Origin of the sequence: Pseudomonas sp., assembly GCF_028293835.1 — a bacterium.
Taxonomy (GTDB): domain Bacteria; phylum Pseudomonadota; class Gammaproteobacteria; order Pseudomonadales; family Pseudomonadaceae; genus Aquipseudomonas.
Genome location: NZ_JAQGNX010000103.1, coordinates 1 through 17,782 on the forward strand (window position 1 = coordinate 1; position 17,782 = coordinate 17,782).

Annotated in this window: 14 protein-coding genes; 7 read left to right on the forward strand and 7 right to left on the reverse strand. The window is 56.9% G+C overall.

Translation table 11 applies throughout. The annotated features are described in order from the left end of the window. From JWR17_RS14260 to xylB, 6 genes are all read left to right on the forward strand, one after another. The coding region (locus JWR17_RS14260) for a methyl-accepting chemotaxis protein (RefSeq protein WP_299832525.1) at window positions 1-400 on the forward strand (400 nt) is incomplete at its 5' end. 389 nt (window positions 401-789) lie between these two features. Further along, complete coding sequence (locus tag JWR17_RS14265; RefSeq protein WP_299832527.1) at window positions 790-2,334, forward strand: sugar ABC transporter ATP-binding protein; 1,545 nt, start codon at window positions 790-792, stop codon at window positions 2,332-2,334. Between the two features lie 70 nt (window positions 2,335-2,404). Then, the gene (locus JWR17_RS14270; RefSeq protein ID WP_299832562.1) at window positions 2,405-3,397 is read left to right on the forward strand and encodes a ribose ABC transporter permease; all 993 of its coding nucleotides are present in this window, start codon (window positions 2,405-2,407) and stop codon (window positions 3,395-3,397) included. Window positions 3,398-3,455: 58 nt separating this feature from the next. After that, window positions 3,456-4,400, forward strand: a complete 945-nt coding sequence (locus JWR17_RS14275) for an ABC transporter substrate-binding protein (protein WP_299832529.1) — start codon at window positions 3,456-3,458, stop codon at window positions 4,398-4,400. A 64-nt stretch (window positions 4,401-4,464) separates the two neighbouring features. Beyond that, window positions 4,465-5,466, forward strand: coding sequence for a LacI family DNA-binding transcriptional regulator (locus tag JWR17_RS14280; RefSeq protein WP_299832530.1), 1,002 nt, complete (start codon window positions 4,465-4,467; stop codon window positions 5,464-5,466). Further along, window positions 5,463-6,947, forward strand: coding sequence for a xylulokinase (xylB, locus tag JWR17_RS14285; RefSeq protein WP_299832533.1), 1,485 nt, complete (start codon window positions 5,463-5,465; stop codon window positions 6,945-6,947). Before JWR17_RS14280 ends, xylB begins: the two co-directional genes overlap by 4 nt. A 227-nt stretch (window positions 6,948-7,174) precedes the next feature. Here the strand turns inward: xylB and JWR17_RS14290 are convergent, their stop codons facing one another. The 3 genes from JWR17_RS14290 to gloA all read right to left on the reverse strand — a co-directional run bounded on the left by JWR17_RS14290 (window position 7,175) and on the right by gloA (window position 9,951). Next, window positions 7,175-8,632, reverse strand: coding sequence for a beta-propeller fold lactonase family protein (locus tag JWR17_RS14290; RefSeq protein ID WP_299832535.1), 1,458 nt, complete (start codon window positions 8,630-8,632; stop codon window positions 7,175-7,177). Between the two features lie 53 nt (window positions 8,633-8,685). Beyond that, a complete protein-coding gene (locus JWR17_RS14295; protein ID WP_299832537.1) occupies window positions 8,686-9,123 on the reverse strand; it encodes a DUF305 domain-containing protein in 438 nt (145 codons plus the stop codon). Window positions 9,124-9,429: 306 nt separating this feature from the next. Beyond that, window positions 9,430-9,951 carry a lactoylglutathione lyase gene (gloA, locus tag JWR17_RS14300; RefSeq protein ID WP_299832539.1) on the reverse strand — a complete coding sequence of 174 codons (522 nt, stop codon included), beginning with the start codon at window positions 9,949-9,951 and terminating at the stop codon, window positions 9,430-9,432. Between the two features lie 179 nt (window positions 9,952-10,130). Here gloA and JWR17_RS14305 point away from each other — a divergent pair, with 179 nt between their 5' ends. Then, window positions 10,131-10,682, forward strand: a complete 552-nt coding sequence (locus tag JWR17_RS14305; RefSeq protein WP_299832541.1) for a DUF4946 domain-containing protein — start codon at window positions 10,131-10,133, stop codon at window positions 10,680-10,682. 525 nt (window positions 10,683-11,207) lie between these two features. Here the strand turns inward: JWR17_RS14305 and JWR17_RS14310 are convergent. The 4 genes from JWR17_RS14310 to JWR17_RS14325 all read right to left on the reverse strand — a co-directional run bounded on the left by JWR17_RS14310 (window position 11,208) and on the right by JWR17_RS14325 (window position 17,778). Then, the gene (locus JWR17_RS14310) at window positions 11,208-11,570 is read right to left on the reverse strand and encodes a histone-like nucleoid-structuring protein, MvaT/MvaU family (protein WP_299832543.1); all 363 of its coding nucleotides are present in this window, start codon (window positions 11,568-11,570) and stop codon (window positions 11,208-11,210) included. A 371-nt stretch (window positions 11,571-11,941) separates the two neighbouring features. Further along, window positions 11,942-13,045, reverse strand: coding sequence for a tetratricopeptide repeat protein (locus tag JWR17_RS14315; protein WP_299832545.1), 1,104 nt, complete (start codon window positions 13,043-13,045; stop codon window positions 11,942-11,944). A 153-nt stretch (window positions 13,046-13,198) separates the two neighbouring features. Then, the gene (locus tag JWR17_RS14320) at window positions 13,199-14,602 is read right to left on the reverse strand and encodes an efflux transporter outer membrane subunit (protein WP_299832547.1); all 1,404 of its coding nucleotides are present in this window, start codon (window positions 14,600-14,602) and stop codon (window positions 13,199-13,201) included. Further along, entirely contained in the window at window positions 14,599-17,778 is a 3,180-nt protein-coding gene (locus tag JWR17_RS14325; RefSeq protein WP_299832549.1) for an efflux RND transporter permease subunit, read from the reverse strand. Before JWR17_RS14325 ends, JWR17_RS14320 begins: the two co-directional genes overlap by 4 nt. Between the last annotated feature and the right edge of the window lie 4 nt (window positions 17,779-17,782).

Below are 17,782 nucleotides of genomic sequence, written 5' to 3' on the forward strand. Positions count from 1 at the left end.
CGCCGATGAGGTTCGGGCATTGGCCCACCGTACCCAGCAGTCAACGCTGGAAATCGAGCAGATCATCAAGGGGGTCCAGGAAGGTTCGCAGCATGCGGTGTCATCGATGGCCCAAACCAGCACGGAGGCCGACATAACCTTGCTGATTGCCCATGAAGCCGGTGCTGCGCTGGTGGAAATCGCTGCTGCGATTGTCAATATCACCGAGCGAAACATGCTGATTGCCACCGCTTCGGAACAACAGGCTCAAGTGGCCAGGTCCGTGGATCAGAACCTGATGAGCATTCGTGACCTTTCTGCCCAGTCGTCAACCGCAGCTGAGCAAACCTCAACCGCGAGCCATGAACTGTCACGGCTCGCCACTGAACTGAACGGGTTGGTGATGAAGTTTACGGTTTGAGGCCATCCTGTGAAAAATGCGGTCCCTCGGCAACATAAAACGTGTTGGCGAGGGGGCCTTCAGAGTCATCGCGGCCTTCAATTCGTGTTGGCGAAACGTTAAATCTGGCGTGTCAGGTTTGACCCATCGCCGATAAATTGGCTCCGCAGTTATCTATAAAATGAACTATTACTGACCCCACGGGTGCTTGCGCAAGCGCTTGCGCAAATGAATTTATCTGACTAGAGTCGAGTTCAGTCAGGTCGTGCAGGGCTTCATCGCCCACGCAGCCCCACGATAAAAATAAAAAGCGTGAGGATAAAAATGAACAGCTTGCCTGGTCAGATAATCCAGCTCTTGTCTTGCCTCATTCAATTACCCCTCGCGACGTTTCAGTCGAGGGCACGTCCATGACTTACGCGTCAACGCCGCTTCCTCTTCTGGAAATGCAGGGTATATCCAAAACGTTCAATGGTTTGCGTGTGCTGAAAAACGTCAGCATGAAAGTCTATCCGGGTGAGGTTCATTCGTTGATGGGCGAGAACGGCGCAGGCAAATCAACGTTGATGAAAATTCTGTCTGGCGCTTATCAAGCTGATCCAGGCGGTGAAATCCGCATCGATGGGCTGGCACTTTCCACCTATAACCCGCGCGCGGCCAAAGAGCACGGCATTGCGGTTATCTACCAAGAGTTGAGCCTGTGTCCGAACCTGAGCGTGGCCGAGAATATTTACCTTGGTCATGAGCTGAAGTCTGGCTGGACCACTAACCGTAAGGCTATGCAAAACGGCTGTGTAGATGTGCTGAAGCGGCTGGGTGCGCACTTCACGCCATTGACCAAGGTCAGCACATTGTCCATTGCCGAGCGGCAATTGGTGGAAATCGCCCGAGCGCTGCACGCCAACGCGAAAATTCTGGTCATGGATGAGCCCACCACGCCGTTATCGTCCAGGGAAACGGACCGCCTGTTTGACTTGATCAAGCAACTGCGGGATCAAGGTTTGGCGATCATCTATATCAGCCATCGTATGGCTGAGATCTATGAACTGTCGGACCGCGTGTCGGTGCTGCGTGACGGTGAATACGTCGGCATGCTCGAACGCGAAGCGCTGTCAGCCGACGTGCTGGTGAAAATGATGGTTGGCCGCGACTTGTCCGGGTTCTACAAGAAAGAACACGCACCGTACGATCCGGGCGCGGTGGTGATGCGCGTGCGCAACATGGCCGATGGCGGGCGAGTGCAAGGGTGCAGTTTCGATGTGCACGCCGGTGAAGTGCTGGGTATTGCCGGGCTGGTGGGTGCCGGGCGGACCGAATTGGCCCGTTTGATCTTTGGTGCCGACCCACGAACCTCCGGCACGCTGGAAGTGGCGGGGCAAGCGATCACCCCGTTGCGCAATCCTGCCGATGCGATCCGCGCGGGCGTGGTGTATCTCACCGAGGATCGCAAAGCTCAAGGGCTGTTTCTCGACATGAGTGTTGGCGGCAACATCAATGTGTGTGCCTGCGTGCCCGATGCCCATTACGGTGTGCTTGATTTAGCCCATGGCGCGCAACGCTCAAGCGATGCCATTCGCTCGCTGTCTATCCGAGTAGGCTCCGGCAAGGTCAACGTGGGCGCCTTGTCTGGTGGCAACCAACAAAAGGTCTTGCTGGCACGCCTGCTGGAAGTCAAACCCCATGTTCTCATCCTCGATGAACCTACCCGTGGCGTCGACATCGGTTCGAAATCGGAAATCTACCGCATCATTAATGAACTGGCAAAAGCCGGGGTTGGCATCGTGCTGATCTCCAGCGAGTTGCCAGAAATTATCGGCACCTCTGACCGCGTGTTAATCATGCGCGAGGGCCAGCTGGTCGCTGAGTTGGGCGGCACTTCCGGGCGGGAAATCACCCAGGAAACAATCATCGACCTGGCCACCGGCGCTCAGCAGGCTGAGGAACATGCCGCCTGACCCGACGACAGTGACAAAAGCACTTCAAGGTAGAACCGTCATGACTGAGAACACCGAGAAGACCGACGCCATGGGTGTACCTGTATCCAACGGCAGCGCCGTTGTTGCTGTCGGAAAGGGCGAAAAGGTGCGTGAGTTGCTGCGTACGGTGGGCATGTTGCCGGTGCTGATCCTGCTACTGGTGGGCTTTGCCCTGATGAGCGAAAACTTCTTCACCGTGCAGAATTTGTCGATTATCAGCCAGCAGGCGTCGGTGAATGTGGTGCTGGCGGCGGGCATGACCTTTGTGATTCTCACCGCTGGGATTGATCTCTCAGTGGGTGCCATTCTGGCCGCGTCAGCGGTGGTGGCGATGCTGGCGTCGACTTCGCCACAGTTCGGCATGCTGGGCATCGTCGCCGGAATAGGCTTCGGTTTGTTGTTGGGCTTGGTCAACGGCGGTTTAATTGCATTCATGCGTTTGCCGCCGTTTATTGTGACCCTCGGCGCGCTGACCGCAATGCGCGGCCTGGCGCGGCTGATGGCAGATGACAAAACCGTGTTCAATCCGGAGTTGCCCTTCGCCTTCATTGGTAATGATTCAGTACTTGGCGTGCCATGGCTGGTGATCATTGCGGTGTGCGTGGTGGTGCTGTCGTGGTTCATCTTGCGGCGCACAGTGATGGGTGTGCACATCTACTCGGTGGGCGGTAATCCTGAAGCTGCGCGCCTCTCAGGAATCAAGGTCTGGCGGGTGCTGTTGTTTGTGTACGCGGTGTCCGGTGCATTAGCCGGTCTTGGGGCGGTGATGACCGCGTCACGCTTATCGGCCGCCAATGGCCTGCAACTGGGCCAGTCCTACGAACTCGACGCAATCGCCGCGGTGATTCTCGGCGGCACCAGCTTTACCGGCGGGGTCGGGACCATTGGCGGCACGCTGATCGGTGCCTTGATCATTGCCGTATTGACCAACGGCCTGGTGCTGATGGGCGTGTCCGACATCTGGCAATACATCATCAAGGGCATCGTGATCATCGGGGCCGTGGCGCTGGACCGCTATCGCCAGTCTGGCGCGCGTACCTGACTCTGCAATGTTGGTGTCATCACGATAATCACAAAACAATAATCACAAGAGAAAAGCCATGAACTTCAAGCTCAAGTTTCCTGCCGTTGCTTCGCTTTTGCTGGCCGCCGCGACCTTGTCTGCAGGTGTCGAGGCCCGGGATTTAAATGCGGTGGGCATTAGTGTTGGCTCCCTGGGTAATCCCTATTTTGTCGCGCTGGTGGATGGGGCCAAGGCAAAAACTATGGAGATCAACCCCAAGGCCAAAGTGACTGCGGTGTCTGCGGACTACGACCTCAGCAAGCAATTCACTCAGATCGATAACTTTATTTCCGCGGGCGTCGATTTGATCCTGCTGAATGCGACCGATCCTTCCGCCATCGAGCCTGCCATCAGGAAAGCTCGTAAAGCTGGCATTGTGGTGGTTGCAGTTGACGTGGATGCCAAGGGGGTCGACGCCACGGTGCAGACCGATAACAAGTTGGCCGGGCGCCAGGCGTGTCAGTTCATTGTCGACAAGTTGTCCGGCAAGGGTAACGTGATTATCCAGAATGGGCCGCAAGTCACTGCGGTTACCGACCGCGTGGAAGGCTGTAAAACAGTGTTCGCGGCTGCTCCGGGCATCAAGGTTCTGTCTGACGATCAAGACGGCAAAGGATCCCGCGAAGGCGGCTTGAATGCCATGCAAGGTTATCTGGTGCGCTTCCCTAAAATCGACGGTTTATTCACCATCAATGATCCTCAAGCCATCGGCAGTGACCTGGCGGCGAAGCAGCTAAAGCGCAGCGGCATTATCATCACCTCGGTTGACGGTGCGCCGGACATCGAAGGTGCCCTGAAGTCTGGCGACTCGTCGATCCAGGCCTCTGCCAGTCAGGACCCATGGGCTCAAGCCCAGGACGCGGTGGTAATCGGTTATGACTTGCTCAACGGCAAACCACCGGCAGACAAGGTCAAGCTGCTCGCGCCGACCTTGATCACCCGTGACAACATCGCGACGTATACCGGTTGGACCAAGCATTAAAATGAGGCTGTGGGTCTTCTTTAAGAAGGCTCGTCATTTTTGGTGAAAGGGTGGAGTGAGCACTGTGGTCACGATGGATGATGTGGCACAACTGGCCAATGTATCGGCTTCAACGGTGTCTCACGTGCTCAATGGCACGCGTAAAGTCCGTCCGGCCACCGCGCTGGCGGTGGAACTGGCGGTCAAACAACTGGATTACATTCCCAACACATTGGCCCGGTCGTTGGCACGTTCGACCACCAACACCATCGGTGTGGCAATCTCGGCGCTGTCCAATCACTACTTCAGCGAGACGGTGCACGCCATCGAAACCGAATGCGCCAAGCACGGGATCATGATGCTGTTCGTCGACACCCATGACGATCCCGAGCAAGAACTGCGAGTAGTGAAGGCGCTGCACCACCGGCGGGTGGACGGCATCGTGTTGGCACCGTCGATGGACAATGAACAGCACCGAACCTTGGCGTATTTGCGGGCCAATCGAATACCGACGGTGTTGGTGGATAGGCTCGCGGCGAAGGGTTTTGACCAGGTTGGGGTGGAGAACAAAACCTCGTCCCAGGCGTTGGTCACGCACCTGATTGAGCATGGACACCGGCGTATCGGGTGGGTCGCCGGTCGGCGAGGGTTCAGCACCACCGAAGAGCGCATCGAAGGCTACCTGGGTGCGTTGAGGGCGGCAGGACTGCCCTTTGATCCGGCGTTGCTGGTCAACGGTGAGTCGAGTAGCGAGCCGGCGCGACTGGCCACGCGGCAACTGCTGGCGCTGCCGTCGCCGCCCACGGCCATCATGGCGGCCAATAACATGATGACCATTGGCGCCATGCATGCCCTGCGCGATGCAGAGTTGGCGGTGCCCGAGCAGATGGCGCTGGTGGGATTCGATGACTTTGACTGGGCGGATTTTTTTGTCCCACGCTTGACAGTGATCGCGCAACCAGTCGAGGCGTTGGGCGCCAGGGCCGTCAAGTTGCTGCTTAAACGAATCGAGTCGCCGGAGGGCAAACGGCAAACGGTGCGCTTGGCGCCAACGTTACGCATTCGAAACTCATGTGGGTGTTTATGAGCAACGCTGTCTCCCTCGGAATCGATCTCGGCACCTCGGAATTGAAAGCGGTGCTGTTGGATACTCACGGCACAGTGTTGGCCCATGCCGGGGCGAAACTGACGATTTCCCGTGCACGGGCCGGTTGGTCACAACAGCGCCCGGAAGACTGGTGGCAAGCCTGCTTGAGTGCGCTGGAGCAATTGCGCGCAGCTCAGCCTCACGCCTACACGCGGATTGCCTGCATCGGTTTGTCGGGGCAAATGCACGGCGCAGTGCTGCTGGGCCACGACGATCGGGTGCTGTACCCGGCGATTCTGTGGGATGACTCCCGGGCGACAGATCAGGCTGAACAATTGGCCCGTGAGCACCCTGAATTTGCCGAAATTACTGGCAGCTTGCCTATGGCTGGATTGACTGCGCCCAAACTGCTGTGGCTGAAAGAGCATGAGGCTGAAGTATTCAATGGGATTGAGTGCGTGCTGTCGCCCAAGGATTACCTGCGCTTACGGCTGAGCGGCGAACGCATCAGTGATGTCTCGGATGCTGCGGGTACGCTGTGGCTGGATGTGGCCAAGCGCGACTGGTTTGAACCCATCCTGAAGGCGACTGGACTTGAATTAAGTCAAATGCCGCGGCTGGTTGAAGGCGATGCCGTGTCGACCCGGCTGAATGAGTCTGCAGCGCAGTATCTGGGCTTGCCGGTGGGTCTGGTAATTGCCGGTGGCGGTGGGGACAACCCCGTGTCGGCAGTGGGTATCGGAGCGATCAATGCCGGTGACGCCTTCATCACCTTGGGCACCAGCGCCGCGATTGTCGCGATTACCGACCATGTCGCCGGGAATCCTGTGCATGCCGTACACAGCTTTTGCCATGCGATACCCCAGCGCTGGTACACCATGGGCGCCCTGTTGGCGGGTGCCAGTTGTTTGCGATGGGTGACCCGGTTATTGGGTTTTCCTGACGAACTTTCGCTGTTGGCGGTAGTGCAAAAGGCGGTGCCTTTAGATCAGCCTGTGGCGCTTTCCAATCCGCTTTTTCTGCCTTACATCGCTGGCGAACGCACCCCGCATAACGACCCCTTGTTGCGCGGTGGGTTCATGAATCTGGGGCACGACTGTTCGCCCGCCATGCTGGGCTATGCAGTGCTGGAAGGGGTGGGTTTTGGATTGTTGGACGCCTTGTGCGCGGTGCAGTCGGCAGGCGCCGCAGTACAGGCCTGCGCATTGGTCGGCGGTGGCGCGCGCAGCGGTTATTGGGCGCAGTTGCTGGCAACTATTCTTGATCGGGAAATCTATACGCTGCAAGGCAGTGAACTCAGCGCCTGCATCGGCGCTGCCAAGTTGGGGTTTTTAGCGAACGGGCAGGGCGATGATCTGTTGAAAGCGGGCATGCCGGTTAACGCGCGGTATTTTCCGAAGGTTGAGCAGCAGGCTGTCTTGAACCAACGCTATCAGAAGTTTCGCGGCCTGCTGTCGGCGGCAAAAGCGTTACATGATTGAAGAAGATCTTCGGTTTATACCACTTAGGAGCCAACCTGTTGGCGAAATGCTTGACGCGGTGTATCAGATACGCCGCTTCGCCAACACGTTGGTTCTTATCAAACAACGCATAACTTATTGACCCAAAAATAATCTGTAGGAGCTGCCGAAGGCAGCGATTCGACCGGGAACCGGTCGCCCTAGTGATACCGCTGAAGGTCGTGCCGGTCGCAAGCAACCCCGAGGTTCTACTGAACCTGAACCTGCATCAGCGCGCCCAGTTGATCCGGCTTGCCCGCGACCACCACCAGATACCTGCGTTGATCAGCCGTATCGTTCTGTACGATCTGACGGATTGGGCCAATGGTGTTGACGATGGCTGAGCCGGCCGGGTTGGTCATGAATCCAGCCAGTGGTTGCAGATTACCCGTACCGTCAGCCTTGTCGGCCAGCGCGAGGGTATAAGGCTGTTTAGGCTCGAGACCGGTGACGGCAGCCTGCAACACTTGGGTCAAGCCTTGGTTGAACAGGGTCACGCTGGTTGCAGGCTGGTCAGATGGTTGGCCGCCCGGTGCCAGGGCCAGGTGTACCGCTTGACCGGCAACGCCCAGCGGCTTGAGATTGGCCATGCCGTCACCGCTTGGTACTGCGCCCGGTACGTAGGCGATGGCCTGCGGCGCCTGGCCGATAGGGATTGTCGCCATCACGGTGTTGGTCAGTGTGTCGATGGCAGTTAACGCATCGGCGTTTTCCAATCCAACATAGACCCGGGTTCCATCACCCGACGGCCATACGCCGTGAGGCAGGTTGCCGACCGCAATCGTAGCCACCTGATCGAAGCTGTCGGTACGGAACACTTTGACCTGGTTCAGGCCGCCGATGGTTACGTAAGCGAACGTGCCATTGGCATTACTGACGATGTTGACATGATTGGTGATAGGCCCGGTGTCTAAGGTCTTCAGTAAAGTGAACGGCGGTTTGGCGTCGAATACCTGGGTCTTGCCGACATCCTTGAGGGTGAACCAGACCTGCTTGCCGTCAGGCGTCGCCGCAATGTTAGGGCAGAACGGACTAGCTTGTTGCACGCGGCCGACAATCTTGTGATCCGCCACGGTAATCACGACCGTTTCCGGGTTAAACGACGAGCACACATAACCGTATTTGCCGTCTGGTGAGAAAATCTGCATGCCAGGGCCGGCCGGCACCTTGATTCGGGTTTTTTCCATGAAGGTTTTAGCATCTATCACCGACACGTAGTCTTCGCCGCGCACCGTGACCCATACCTCCTTACCGTTAGGCGTGTAAAACGCCTCGTGTGGCGCTCGGCCCACGTAGGTTTTGTGTTTGACCGTGTTGGTGGCAGTGTCGATAAACGACACCGAGTTGGTGCCAATCGAAACCACGGCCAGCGTGTGATGGTCGGGCGAAAAGCCCATGCCGTGGACCAGCACTTCGCCTTTGTACAACGGGCTTAAGTTGCCGGGCTGTGGGTCGCCAAGGCTGATGACGCCCAACAGTTTGTTGTCCACGGGGTCGGTGACCGACACCGTGTTGGAGAACTGCTCCGCCGCATAGATCCGATCCTGATGACTGACGGCAATATCTGGTGTCGAGGCCTTGCCCGGGGCTTGGCCAGCAATGGCTGACATTGAGCCAGCAAGCAAGGCGCAGGTGAGCAACGCCAATGGGAAACGCTGATAGTTCATATGATATTCCTTATTGGGACAGCAGGATCACGGGGGAAATATAGACGTGCGGATTAAGGGGCGACCTGAGTGGGCGAGGCAACGGAAGGCGGCAACGGATCGCCGATGGCCAGGCGCATGGCAGCGATTTCCTGTTGTTGGGTCACGATAATTTCTTGAGCAAGGCGTTTGAGCTGCTCGTTGTGGCCGTACTTGAGCATCGTCAGGGCCATATCGATTCCGCCTTGGTGATGCGGGGTCATCATCTCGACGAAATCACGGTCCACATCACCGCTAGGCTTAGCCATCATGCCGTCCATCATCTTGCTCATGGCGGCATCGTTGTCAGCCAGAAAGGGTGCTTCAGCAGCAATCGCCTGGGCAGAAACGTCCGCAGCGTGCTGACCGGTGTCCGCCGCCGAGGAGGCAGCCGACCACGCGATGGCCGCCATCAATAGGCAAGCGAGACGTGAGAACCGACGTAGTTCGAGCAAAATCATGAGGGCGCGCATGTGAATTCCTTCGATGCCGATTGAATCGTGCAAGGAAGACGTGCGGCAGCGAGAGTTATTCCAAACAATTCAAATTAATTAAATCTGCAGCCACTTGTGGCAAACGGCTTGACGCTGTGTATCAGGCGCGGCGCCTCGCCAACACGTTGACTGCTACAGATTCAGGCATGACCCTGACCATGCGGGAACCGCAAATCCGGAGGAGCGAACGTGTTCGCGAGGGGGCGGTTCCCTGCCCCAGACAGACCGCGTCGCCTGTTCCCCTGGATGGATTCGGTCCCGCACAGCCTGCGCAGAAGCGCCCGCTTATAGCGGCGTGGGTTGAATGATTTCAACCCAGTAGCCATCTGGGTCGTTGATGAACGCCAGGCTGTTCATACGGCCATCGGCCAGGCGCTTTTGAAATGACACGCCGAGGTTTTCGAAGCGCTCGCACGCTACATGAACGTCCGGAACCGCAATGCAAATGTGCCCAAAGCCACGGGGGTCGGTGTTTCCGTTGTGATAGCTGAACGCGGCATCATTTTCGGTGCCGTGATTATGGGTCAGTTCCAAAATGCCGGGAATCGACTTCATCCATTGGTTACGTGCGGCGTCGTCCGCAGGGATCAGCGCTTTATCGACCAAGGCCAGAAAGTACAAACTGAATTCGGCTTCCGGGAAGTCACGCTTTTCAACCAGGCTAAAGCCTAGCACTCGGGTGTAGAAGTCCAGCGAGGCAGTGATGTCCTTGACCCGCAGCATGGTGTGGTTGAACACAAAGCCCTGTGTTGCGGCATCCGGTTCGGCGGTGACGCCAGCAAAGGTATTCAATGGGTGCAAGCTCATGGGAATCTCCGGTCAACTATTTGTAATAACAGAAGGCATCTTTTGCCAAATGATACGGGGCAGAGCAGCCTGTGCCAAATCCGCCCAACGGTAGGTTGTTGATAAAAAGAGCGCTGGAGCCTTGTTACAGCTCCATGGCAGGCTCAAACTTTCGGCTCGCAGTTTTGGTGGTGCCTATCATGATTTACCCGCAATGCAGACTGTCGCTCATAAGCCTGGGCCTATTGCTAGTCGTCAGCAGCGCCTTTGCCGGCGACGCGATGGTCACTTGGCCTACCGGCTGGGAAGTAGAGCCGCTACCTGCCCCGACCGCTGCTCAAGGGCAACCATCAGTCCAGATGAGACAGCGGGCAGTGAAGAATGATCAGAACGGGAATCCGATCATGGTCATGGAGTTGACGCAAACGCAGCTTCAGGCGGGGCATGACGTCAATGTGCAGAGTGTATTGCTCGAAATGCGAAAGTCGATCCAGATCAATTTCGCCCGTGACGGTTTTCAGAGTGTCTGCAGTAAAGTTCATGAAGGCACGCTGAGCGCTCTGCCATCGCTGGAAACGACCTGCAGCATTACTCAGAACGGAGGTCATGTGATGACCCAAACGCTGGTGGCGGCGGCCACCAAGGACACGGCATGGTCGTTATCTTATGCAGGCTCCGCTGACGGCTACGAAGCCACCAAGGAAGAGGTTCAGCATATCCGTGACAGTTTGCAACTGGTCGTTGGGCACTAAACCCGCGTGTTAGAGCCATCAAGCCAAATAGCAGGCAAAAAGAAGCCCGCCGAAGCGGGCATTGGGGCGCTAATCCTTTAGCAGCCCTTATCCTGTAAGAATCGATGTGAAAAATATGTGAAGCCAAAGCCTTCCCGACTAATGGAAGCGGGAAGGCCATGTGACAGCGCTCTGCTAGATCAATCAACACTGTATCAGGTCCCTTACAAAGACTCGCCGTAAGAGACCGTCCAACATTGAAATGCCACTAGATACTTCACGCCTGTTATCTAAGCCACACGTGAGGTGAGTCCAGTTTTGTTAATCCTCGACTAGCCAAACATTGATGAAAGGTCAAATAGAATGTACGTAGGAATAGTCCGAAATGGTTGTAGGAAATGTACCACCCAACCCTTTCGCTATTTTGCCTCTATCTAGCTCTACTTTCCTGTCAGAATGCTGAACGAGTTACACATAGTGCCCTCTAACATTGACAACTAATAAAAAAGCCCTGCAGTGCAGGGCTTTTTTAGTGCGACGATTTGTTCAGGCGCGAAGCCATGAATCAACTGTGTCGACACCGTATTGCTCTTTCCAGGACTTCAGGCCGCGGTGGTTGCCGCCTTTGGTTTCGATCAGTTCGCCGGTGTGCGGATTCTGATAGACCTTCACTACCCGCGCCCTGCGGCGCTTGATTCCAGCGGGTGCGGCCTGTGGCAATGAGGCTTTCGGGTCGAGGATCGCGACGATATCGCGCAGGCTCTTGTCGTAGGTGCTCATCAAACCCTGAAGCTTTTGTTCGAATTCAATCTCCTTCTTTAGTCCGGCGTCATTCTTCAAAGTCTCCAGCTGGGCAAGCTGTTCTTGAAGGGCTTTTTCTGCTGCGCGAAACTCGGCAAGTCTGGACAAATAGGTTTACTCCGACAGTGTAGTTGGCTGATTTAGCCTGACAAAACGATAAGAAAAAAACGTCTGGCCGATTTGATCCTTCAGTTCTCTACCCAGCCCCAAGGTGTTTTCTCCCCGAGGAAGAAACTAACGGTATGCTGTGAGCCACACAGGGTGGAAGGGGTAGTTGTTAACCAGCGACAGACAAATAATGCACTTTTTTTTCGAGTTAGAAAATAGTCTTATGCAATTGATTAGAGTAAAGGGAAATTTACACTTAACTGGCGGCCCTGTTTTTTGTCATATGTCACGAAGCAGCTTGTAAGTTATTTCCGAATAAGCTGCGTGCCGGGAAACCTTGGGCGCCGACTCCGGGCGCCGGTTTCAGAGATTCAAAGCCCTTGTTGCAAGGCGGGATCGTCAGGGTTCTGTTGCTCCAGCTCTGCAAGCAACACCTGAACCTTTTGCAATTGGCCGCTTTCCTGCCAGTAGTGAATCAGCAGGACCCGTGCGCGACGGTTCGCAGGCTGACGCTGCATAATCTCCTCAAGTTGCTTCTGTGCAGGTTCCAATTGCTCCAGACCGTGCAAGGCGACAGCCAGGTCGTAGCGGAAATCATTATTGTCCGGGTCTAGCTCCACAGCTTTTGCCAGGCCTAGCAGCGCATATTCACTTTGCCCATGGTCCAGCAGCCACATGCCAAGAGCATGCTGCAGCTTTGATGAAGCAGGGTTATGTTCCAGCATTTGCCCTAACAGCTGTCTCGCCTTGTCTGCCTGGCCTTGCTTATCCAAGAGGTCGATTTGTGCCAGTGCAGCGTCCAGGTTGTCGGGTTCAAGGGTGAGCGCTCGCTCCAGCGCTTGGGCGGCTTGGGTCTTGTCGTTGGTGTGCAAATAAAGCCTGGCCAACTGCAGTTGGTCCTGACTGGTGGCTGGGGTGTTGGCGTTCAGTACTTTTTTATACTCCTCGACCACTTGCTCCAACGAACTGAAGTAAAGCCCCACGTCATCAGGCGTGAGACCCAGCAGCGCTTTCGCGGCGCTGAAGCGTGTGGCCTGGTCCTTTTCATCGAGCAAAGGACCCAGCAACACGCTGCGCTGACTGCCCGACACAAGTTTGACGATGGCGTTAATCGCAGCCTGTTGCACGGCGTCTTCATCGCTGTGCAGCGCCGCGCCAGCCAGCTTTAGCGCTTGTGGGCTGGGGAAGTTCGGCAACTCGACGAGCAAGCCCGCACGCCGGGCTCCAGACAAGTCTGTACGGGCGAATTGTTGATAAAGCACGCGCGCGGCACCCGGTTTTCCGTCGTGAGCCTGCTTCAGCGCACGGCCGTAAGCGATGGTATGGACAGCGGGGGGCGGGGTGGTGGGGCCACTGCGGAACCAAAGCACACCAGCGCCGATAGCGATGGCCAGTGCTGCGATGGTCAAACCGAGGCGCCATTTGGGACGGGCATTGGGCTCGCCAGACGAGCCTTTCAAAGGCGGTTTTGACATACCAGTTTCCAGTTCATAACGGCTTGCAGCTTCAGCGAGTGATTGACCGCTGTCAAACAACGATCGTTCTAACCTGCCTATGAACACTTTACCGTACATGAAAAAAAGCCCCGCCTCCGGTGAAGGGGCAGGGCTAGAAGGTCTAGCGAAACGTTAAGACTGCGGCTGCCAGCCACCACCCAATGCTTTGTAAATGGCAACAATGCCCCGGTAGGTGTCGATCTCGCCCAGGGCCTGAGAGTCCTCAGCCGCCAGACGCTCACGCTCGGCATCCAGCAACACCAGGAAGTCAGCGGTGCCTTCGCGGTACTGAATCGAGGCCAAATCTGCCGCCTTACGGCTTGACTCACTCTGACGAATCAACGAGATCAGACGTTCCTGACGTTTGTTGTAGTCGCTGAATGCGTTCTCCGACTCTTCCAAAGCCAGCAATACATGCTGCTCGTAGTTCGCCAGTGCACCGTCGGCATCGGCGTTGGCGCCACGAATCCGCGCCCGCACGCTGCGCAGGTCCAGGGCTGGCCAGGTAATGCTTGGGCCAAGGGACCAGGCCGCCGCCGCCGAGGAACCGATCTGCGAACCACGGGCCGCGGTGTAACCGAGGAAACCGGTGAGGCTGACCCGGGGGAACAGGTCTGCGGTGTTCACGCCGATTTGCGCAGTGGCCGAGGCCAGTTGACGCTCAGCGGCACGCACGTCGGGACGGTGACGCAGCAGGTCGGTGGGATCACCAATGGGCAAAGCCTTGGCAATCGCCGGCAAGTTCGCCGGTGCCAAATTGACGACCATGGACTCCGGACGCTCACCCAACAAGGTCGCGATGCGGTTCTTTTCCCGCACTTGTTCGGCTTGCAGTTGCGGCACAGTGGCTTCCACCGCGGCCAGACGGGCATCGGCACGCACCACGTCGAGTTCGTTGCCGACCCCGCCGTCACGCAGGCTGACAGTAACCGCACGGGAATCCTGCTGATTCTTCAGGTTGTCCCGGGCAATCCGTTCACGCAATTGCGCACCGCGCAGTTGACCGTAAGCGTCCACCAGTTCGGCGGTGATACTGATCTGCAACTGAAACAGATCGGCTTCACTGGCCTCCTGATCGGCATTGGCCGACTCGATTTGGCGCTGGATATGACCAAACAGGTCGATTTCCCAGGCCATGTCCAGGCCCGCCGTGTAACTCTCAATGTTGACGCGCTGGTTGGTGGTGCCCGGTACTTGCGCCTTGCCTATCTGGCTGCTCACGCCGCTGGTGATGATCGGCATCTGGGTGTAAGCCACCTGATCACGTACTGCACGGGAAGCTTGCAAGCGAGCGAACGACACCCGCAGATCCCGGTTACCGGTCATCGACTGGCTCACCAGTTGATTGAGGATCGGATCATCGAACTGCGCCCACCATACCGACTCGATGTGAGTACGGTCGTAGTTGCCTTGAGCCGCCGACAGAACCTTGGCCGGCGGGGTGACTGGAGCTTTGTAGTCCGGGCCGACGGCACAAGCCGCCAGTGCCAGAACCAACAGGCTCGGAAGAAAGAATCTTACCGATTTGACGCTCATTGTTGCGCCTCCAACTTCAGGGCCTTGTCAGCTTTGCGAGCCTGTTTGCGTCCCACATAATTACGAATCAGGACGTAGAACACCGGTGTCAGCAGCAGACCGAAGAAGGTCACCCCGAGCATCCCGGAGAACACCGCCACACCCATGGCATGACGCATTTCGGCACCGGCACCGCTGGAAAGTACCAATGGCACCACACCCATGATGAACGCGAAGGAGGTCATCAGGATTGGACGCAGACGCAGGCGGCAGGCTTCGAGTACAGCCTCAAGCGGGGTCTTGCCTTTGTCCTGCTCATCCTTGGCAAACTCGACGATGAGGATCGCGTTCTTACACGCCAGCCCTACCAGTACGATCAAGCCAATCTGGGTGAAGATGTTGTTGTCGCTACCGGCAATGATCACACCCGCGATGGCCGACAGCAGGGTCATGGGTACGATCAGGATCACCGCCAGTGGCAGGCTCCAGCTTTCGTACAGCGCAGCCAGCACCAGGAACGCCAGCAGTACGCAGAGCGGGAACACCAACAGCGCGGTGTTGCCGGACAAAATCTGCTGATACGTCAGGTCAGTCCATTCGTAGGTCATGCCGTTGGGCAGTTCTTCTTTGAGCAGCTTCTCGATGGCAGCCTGGGCTTGACCCGAGCTGTAGCCTGGTCCGGCAGCGCCGTTGATTTCGGCGGTGATGAAGCCGTTGTAGTGTTGAACACGGTCCGGCCCCGAGGTGTTGCTGACCTTGATGAAGGTCGCCAGGGGGATCATTTCGCCAAGGTTATTGCGTACTTTCAGCTGACCGATCTGCTCACCTTCCTGACGGAACTGCTGTTCAGCCTGAACGTTGACCTGGTAAGTGCGGCCAAAGCGGTTGAAGTCGTTGGCGTACAGCGAACCCAGGTAAACCTGCAGCGTGTCGAAGATGTCGCTGATGGCAACGCCGTGGGTCTTGGCTTTTTCACGGTCGATAGCCGCGTCGACCTGAGGCACGTTGACCGTGTAGCTGGTGAACAGTGCAGCCAGTTCTGGCGTGGTGTGACTCTTGGTGATGATGTTTTGGGTTTCTTTGTACAGCGCGTCGTAACCCAGGTTGCCACGGTCTTCAATCTGCACACGGAAGCCGCCGATGGTGCCGAGACCTTGTACCGGTGGTGGTGGGAAGATCGCCATATAGGCTTCTTGGATCGAACCGAACTTGCCGTTCAGCGCACCGGCAATGGCACCGGCTGATTCACTTGGGTCCTTACGCTCGTCGAACGGCTTCAGGGTTACAAACACGATGCCAGCGTTAGGGCTGTTGGTGAAGCCGTTGATTGACAGGCCGGGGAAGGCCACCGCGCTATCAACGCCTGGCTGCTTGAGAGCGATGTCGGACATGCGTTTGATCACGTCTTCAGTACGGTCCAGGCTGGAAGCGTCCGGCAATTGCGCGAAGGCCACCAGGTATTGCTTGTCCTGAGTCGGTACGAAGCCGGTCGGGGTGTTGGCAAAACCGAACCAGGTGAGCACGATCAGGCCGGCATACAGGAACACTGCAATGCCGCTGGCGCGGATCACGCGGCCTACGGTGCCAACATAACCGTTGCTGGCTTTTTCGAAGAAGCGGTTGAATGGACGGAACAACCAGCCACCCAAGAGCTTATCCAGGAAGCGTGAAAAGCCATCTTTCGGTGCGTCATGGGCCCGAAGCAATACCGCCGACAGGGCAGGGGACAGGGTCAGGGAGTTGAAGGCCGAAATAACCGTGGAAATAGCGATGGTCAGGGCAAATTGCTTGTAGAACTGACCGGTCAGACCCGAGATAAACGCTGCGGGAACGAACACCGCACACAGCACCAGGGCCGTGGCAATGATCGGGCCGGTTACTTCTTTCATCGCACGTTTAGTGGCTTCAATCGGACTCAATCCAAGCTCAATGTTCCGCTCGACGTTTTCCACCACCACAATCGCGTCATCCACCACGATCCCGATGGCCAGTACCAATCCGAACAGCGACAGCGCGTTCAGCGAGAAACCAAACAGGTGCATTACGGCAAAAGTACCGATCAGCGAGACCGGAACAGCCACCAGTGGAATGATCGAAGCGCGCCAGGTTTGCAGGAACAGGATAACAACCAGTACCACCAGAATCAGCGCTTCGAACAGAGTGTGAACCACTGCCTCGATGGAACCACGGACGAAGATAGTCGGGTCGTAAACGATCGAGAAGTCCATGCCTTCTGGGAAGCTCTGCTTGAGTTCGGCCATTTTGGCGCGAACCTCGTTAGAGATTTCGATGGCGTTGGAGCCTGGGCGTTGGAAAATCGGGATGGCGACAGCAGGTTGATTGTTCAACAGTGAGCGCAGCGCATACTGGCTGGAGCCGAGCTCGATGCGAGCGATGTCTTTGAGGCGAGTGATTTCACCGTTGGCGCCGGCGCGGATGATGATGTTTTCGAACTCATCCTCGTTGACCAAACGGCCTTGGGTGTTAACCGACATCTGGAAGCTGGTGGCATTTGGCGCGGGCGGCGAGCCCAACGAACCGGCGGCCACTTGGCGGTTTTGCTCACGAATCGCGTTGACCACGTCGGTGGCGGTCAGGTTACGTGAAGCGGTTTTGTTTGGATCAAGCCAGACACGCAGGGAGTAATCGCCCATGCCGAACAATTGCACGTCACCCACGCCACCCAGGCGAGCCAGCTCATCCTTGATGTTAAGGATCGCGTAGTTCGACAGATACAGCATGTCGTAGCGTTTGTCTGGCGAGGTGAGGTGGACCACCATGGTCAGGTCTGGAGAGGCCTTGTCCACGGTAATACCGATGCGCGTCACTTCTTCAGGAAGCTTCGGCTCGGTCCGGGTCACGCGGTTCTGTACTTGCACCTGAGCGTTGTCCAGGTCAGTACCCAGCGCAAAGGTGATAGTCAGGGTGATCTTGCCGTCAGCGGTGGACTGGGAGGACATATACAGCATGTTCTCGACACCGGTGATGGCCTGTTCAAGCGGAGCAGCTACGGTTTCGCCGATTACTTTAGGGTTAGCCCCCGGGAAGTTTGCACGCACGACCACGGTAGGCGGCACGACTTCAGGGTATTCACTGATCGGTAGCTGGAACAGCGAGATCGCGCCGGCGATCAGAATCATCAGCGATAGAACCGCTGCGAAGATCGGCCGCGAAATAAAGAATTGAGAAAAATTCATGAGT

Excerpts from the sequence above, each read along its gene's own strand:
- JWR17_RS14265 (WP_299832527.1), top strand. The coding sequence starts at position 790 with ATGACTTACGCGTCAACGCCGCTTCCTCTTCTGGAAATGCAGGGTATA.
- JWR17_RS14270 (WP_299832562.1), top strand. The coding sequence starts at position 2,405 with ATGGGTGTACCTGTATCCAACGGCAGCGCCGTTGTTGCTGTCGGAAAG.
- JWR17_RS14275 (WP_299832529.1), top strand. The coding sequence starts at position 3,456 with ATGAACTTCAAGCTCAAGTTTCCTGCCGTTGCTTCGCTTTTGCTGGCC.
- xylB (WP_299832533.1), top strand. The coding sequence starts at position 5,463 with ATGAGCAACGCTGTCTCCCTCGGAATCGATCTCGGCACCTCGGAATTG.
- JWR17_RS14290 (WP_299832535.1), bottom strand. The coding sequence starts at position 8,632 with ATGAACTATCAGCGTTTCCCATTGGCGTTGCTCACCTGCGCCTTGCTT.
- JWR17_RS14295 (WP_299832537.1), bottom strand. The coding sequence starts at position 9,123 with ATGCGCGCCCTCATGATTTTGCTCGAACTACGTCGGTTCTCACGTCTC.
- gloA (WP_299832539.1), bottom strand. The coding sequence starts at position 9,951 with ATGAGCTTGCACCCATTGAATACCTTTGCTGGCGTCACCGCCGAACCG.
- JWR17_RS14305 (WP_299832541.1), top strand. The coding sequence starts at position 10,131 with ATGATTTACCCGCAATGCAGACTGTCGCTCATAAGCCTGGGCCTATTG.
- JWR17_RS14315 (WP_299832545.1), bottom strand. The coding sequence starts at position 13,045 with ATGTCAAAACCGCCTTTGAAAGGCTCGTCTGGCGAGCCCAATGCCCGT.
- JWR17_RS14320 (WP_299832547.1), bottom strand. The coding sequence starts at position 14,602 with ATGAGCGTCAAATCGGTAAGATTCTTTCTTCCGAGCCTGTTGGTTCTG.
- JWR17_RS14325 (WP_299832549.1), bottom strand. The coding sequence starts at position 17,778 with ATGAATTTTTCTCAATTCTTTATTTCGCGGCCGATCTTCGCAGCGGTT.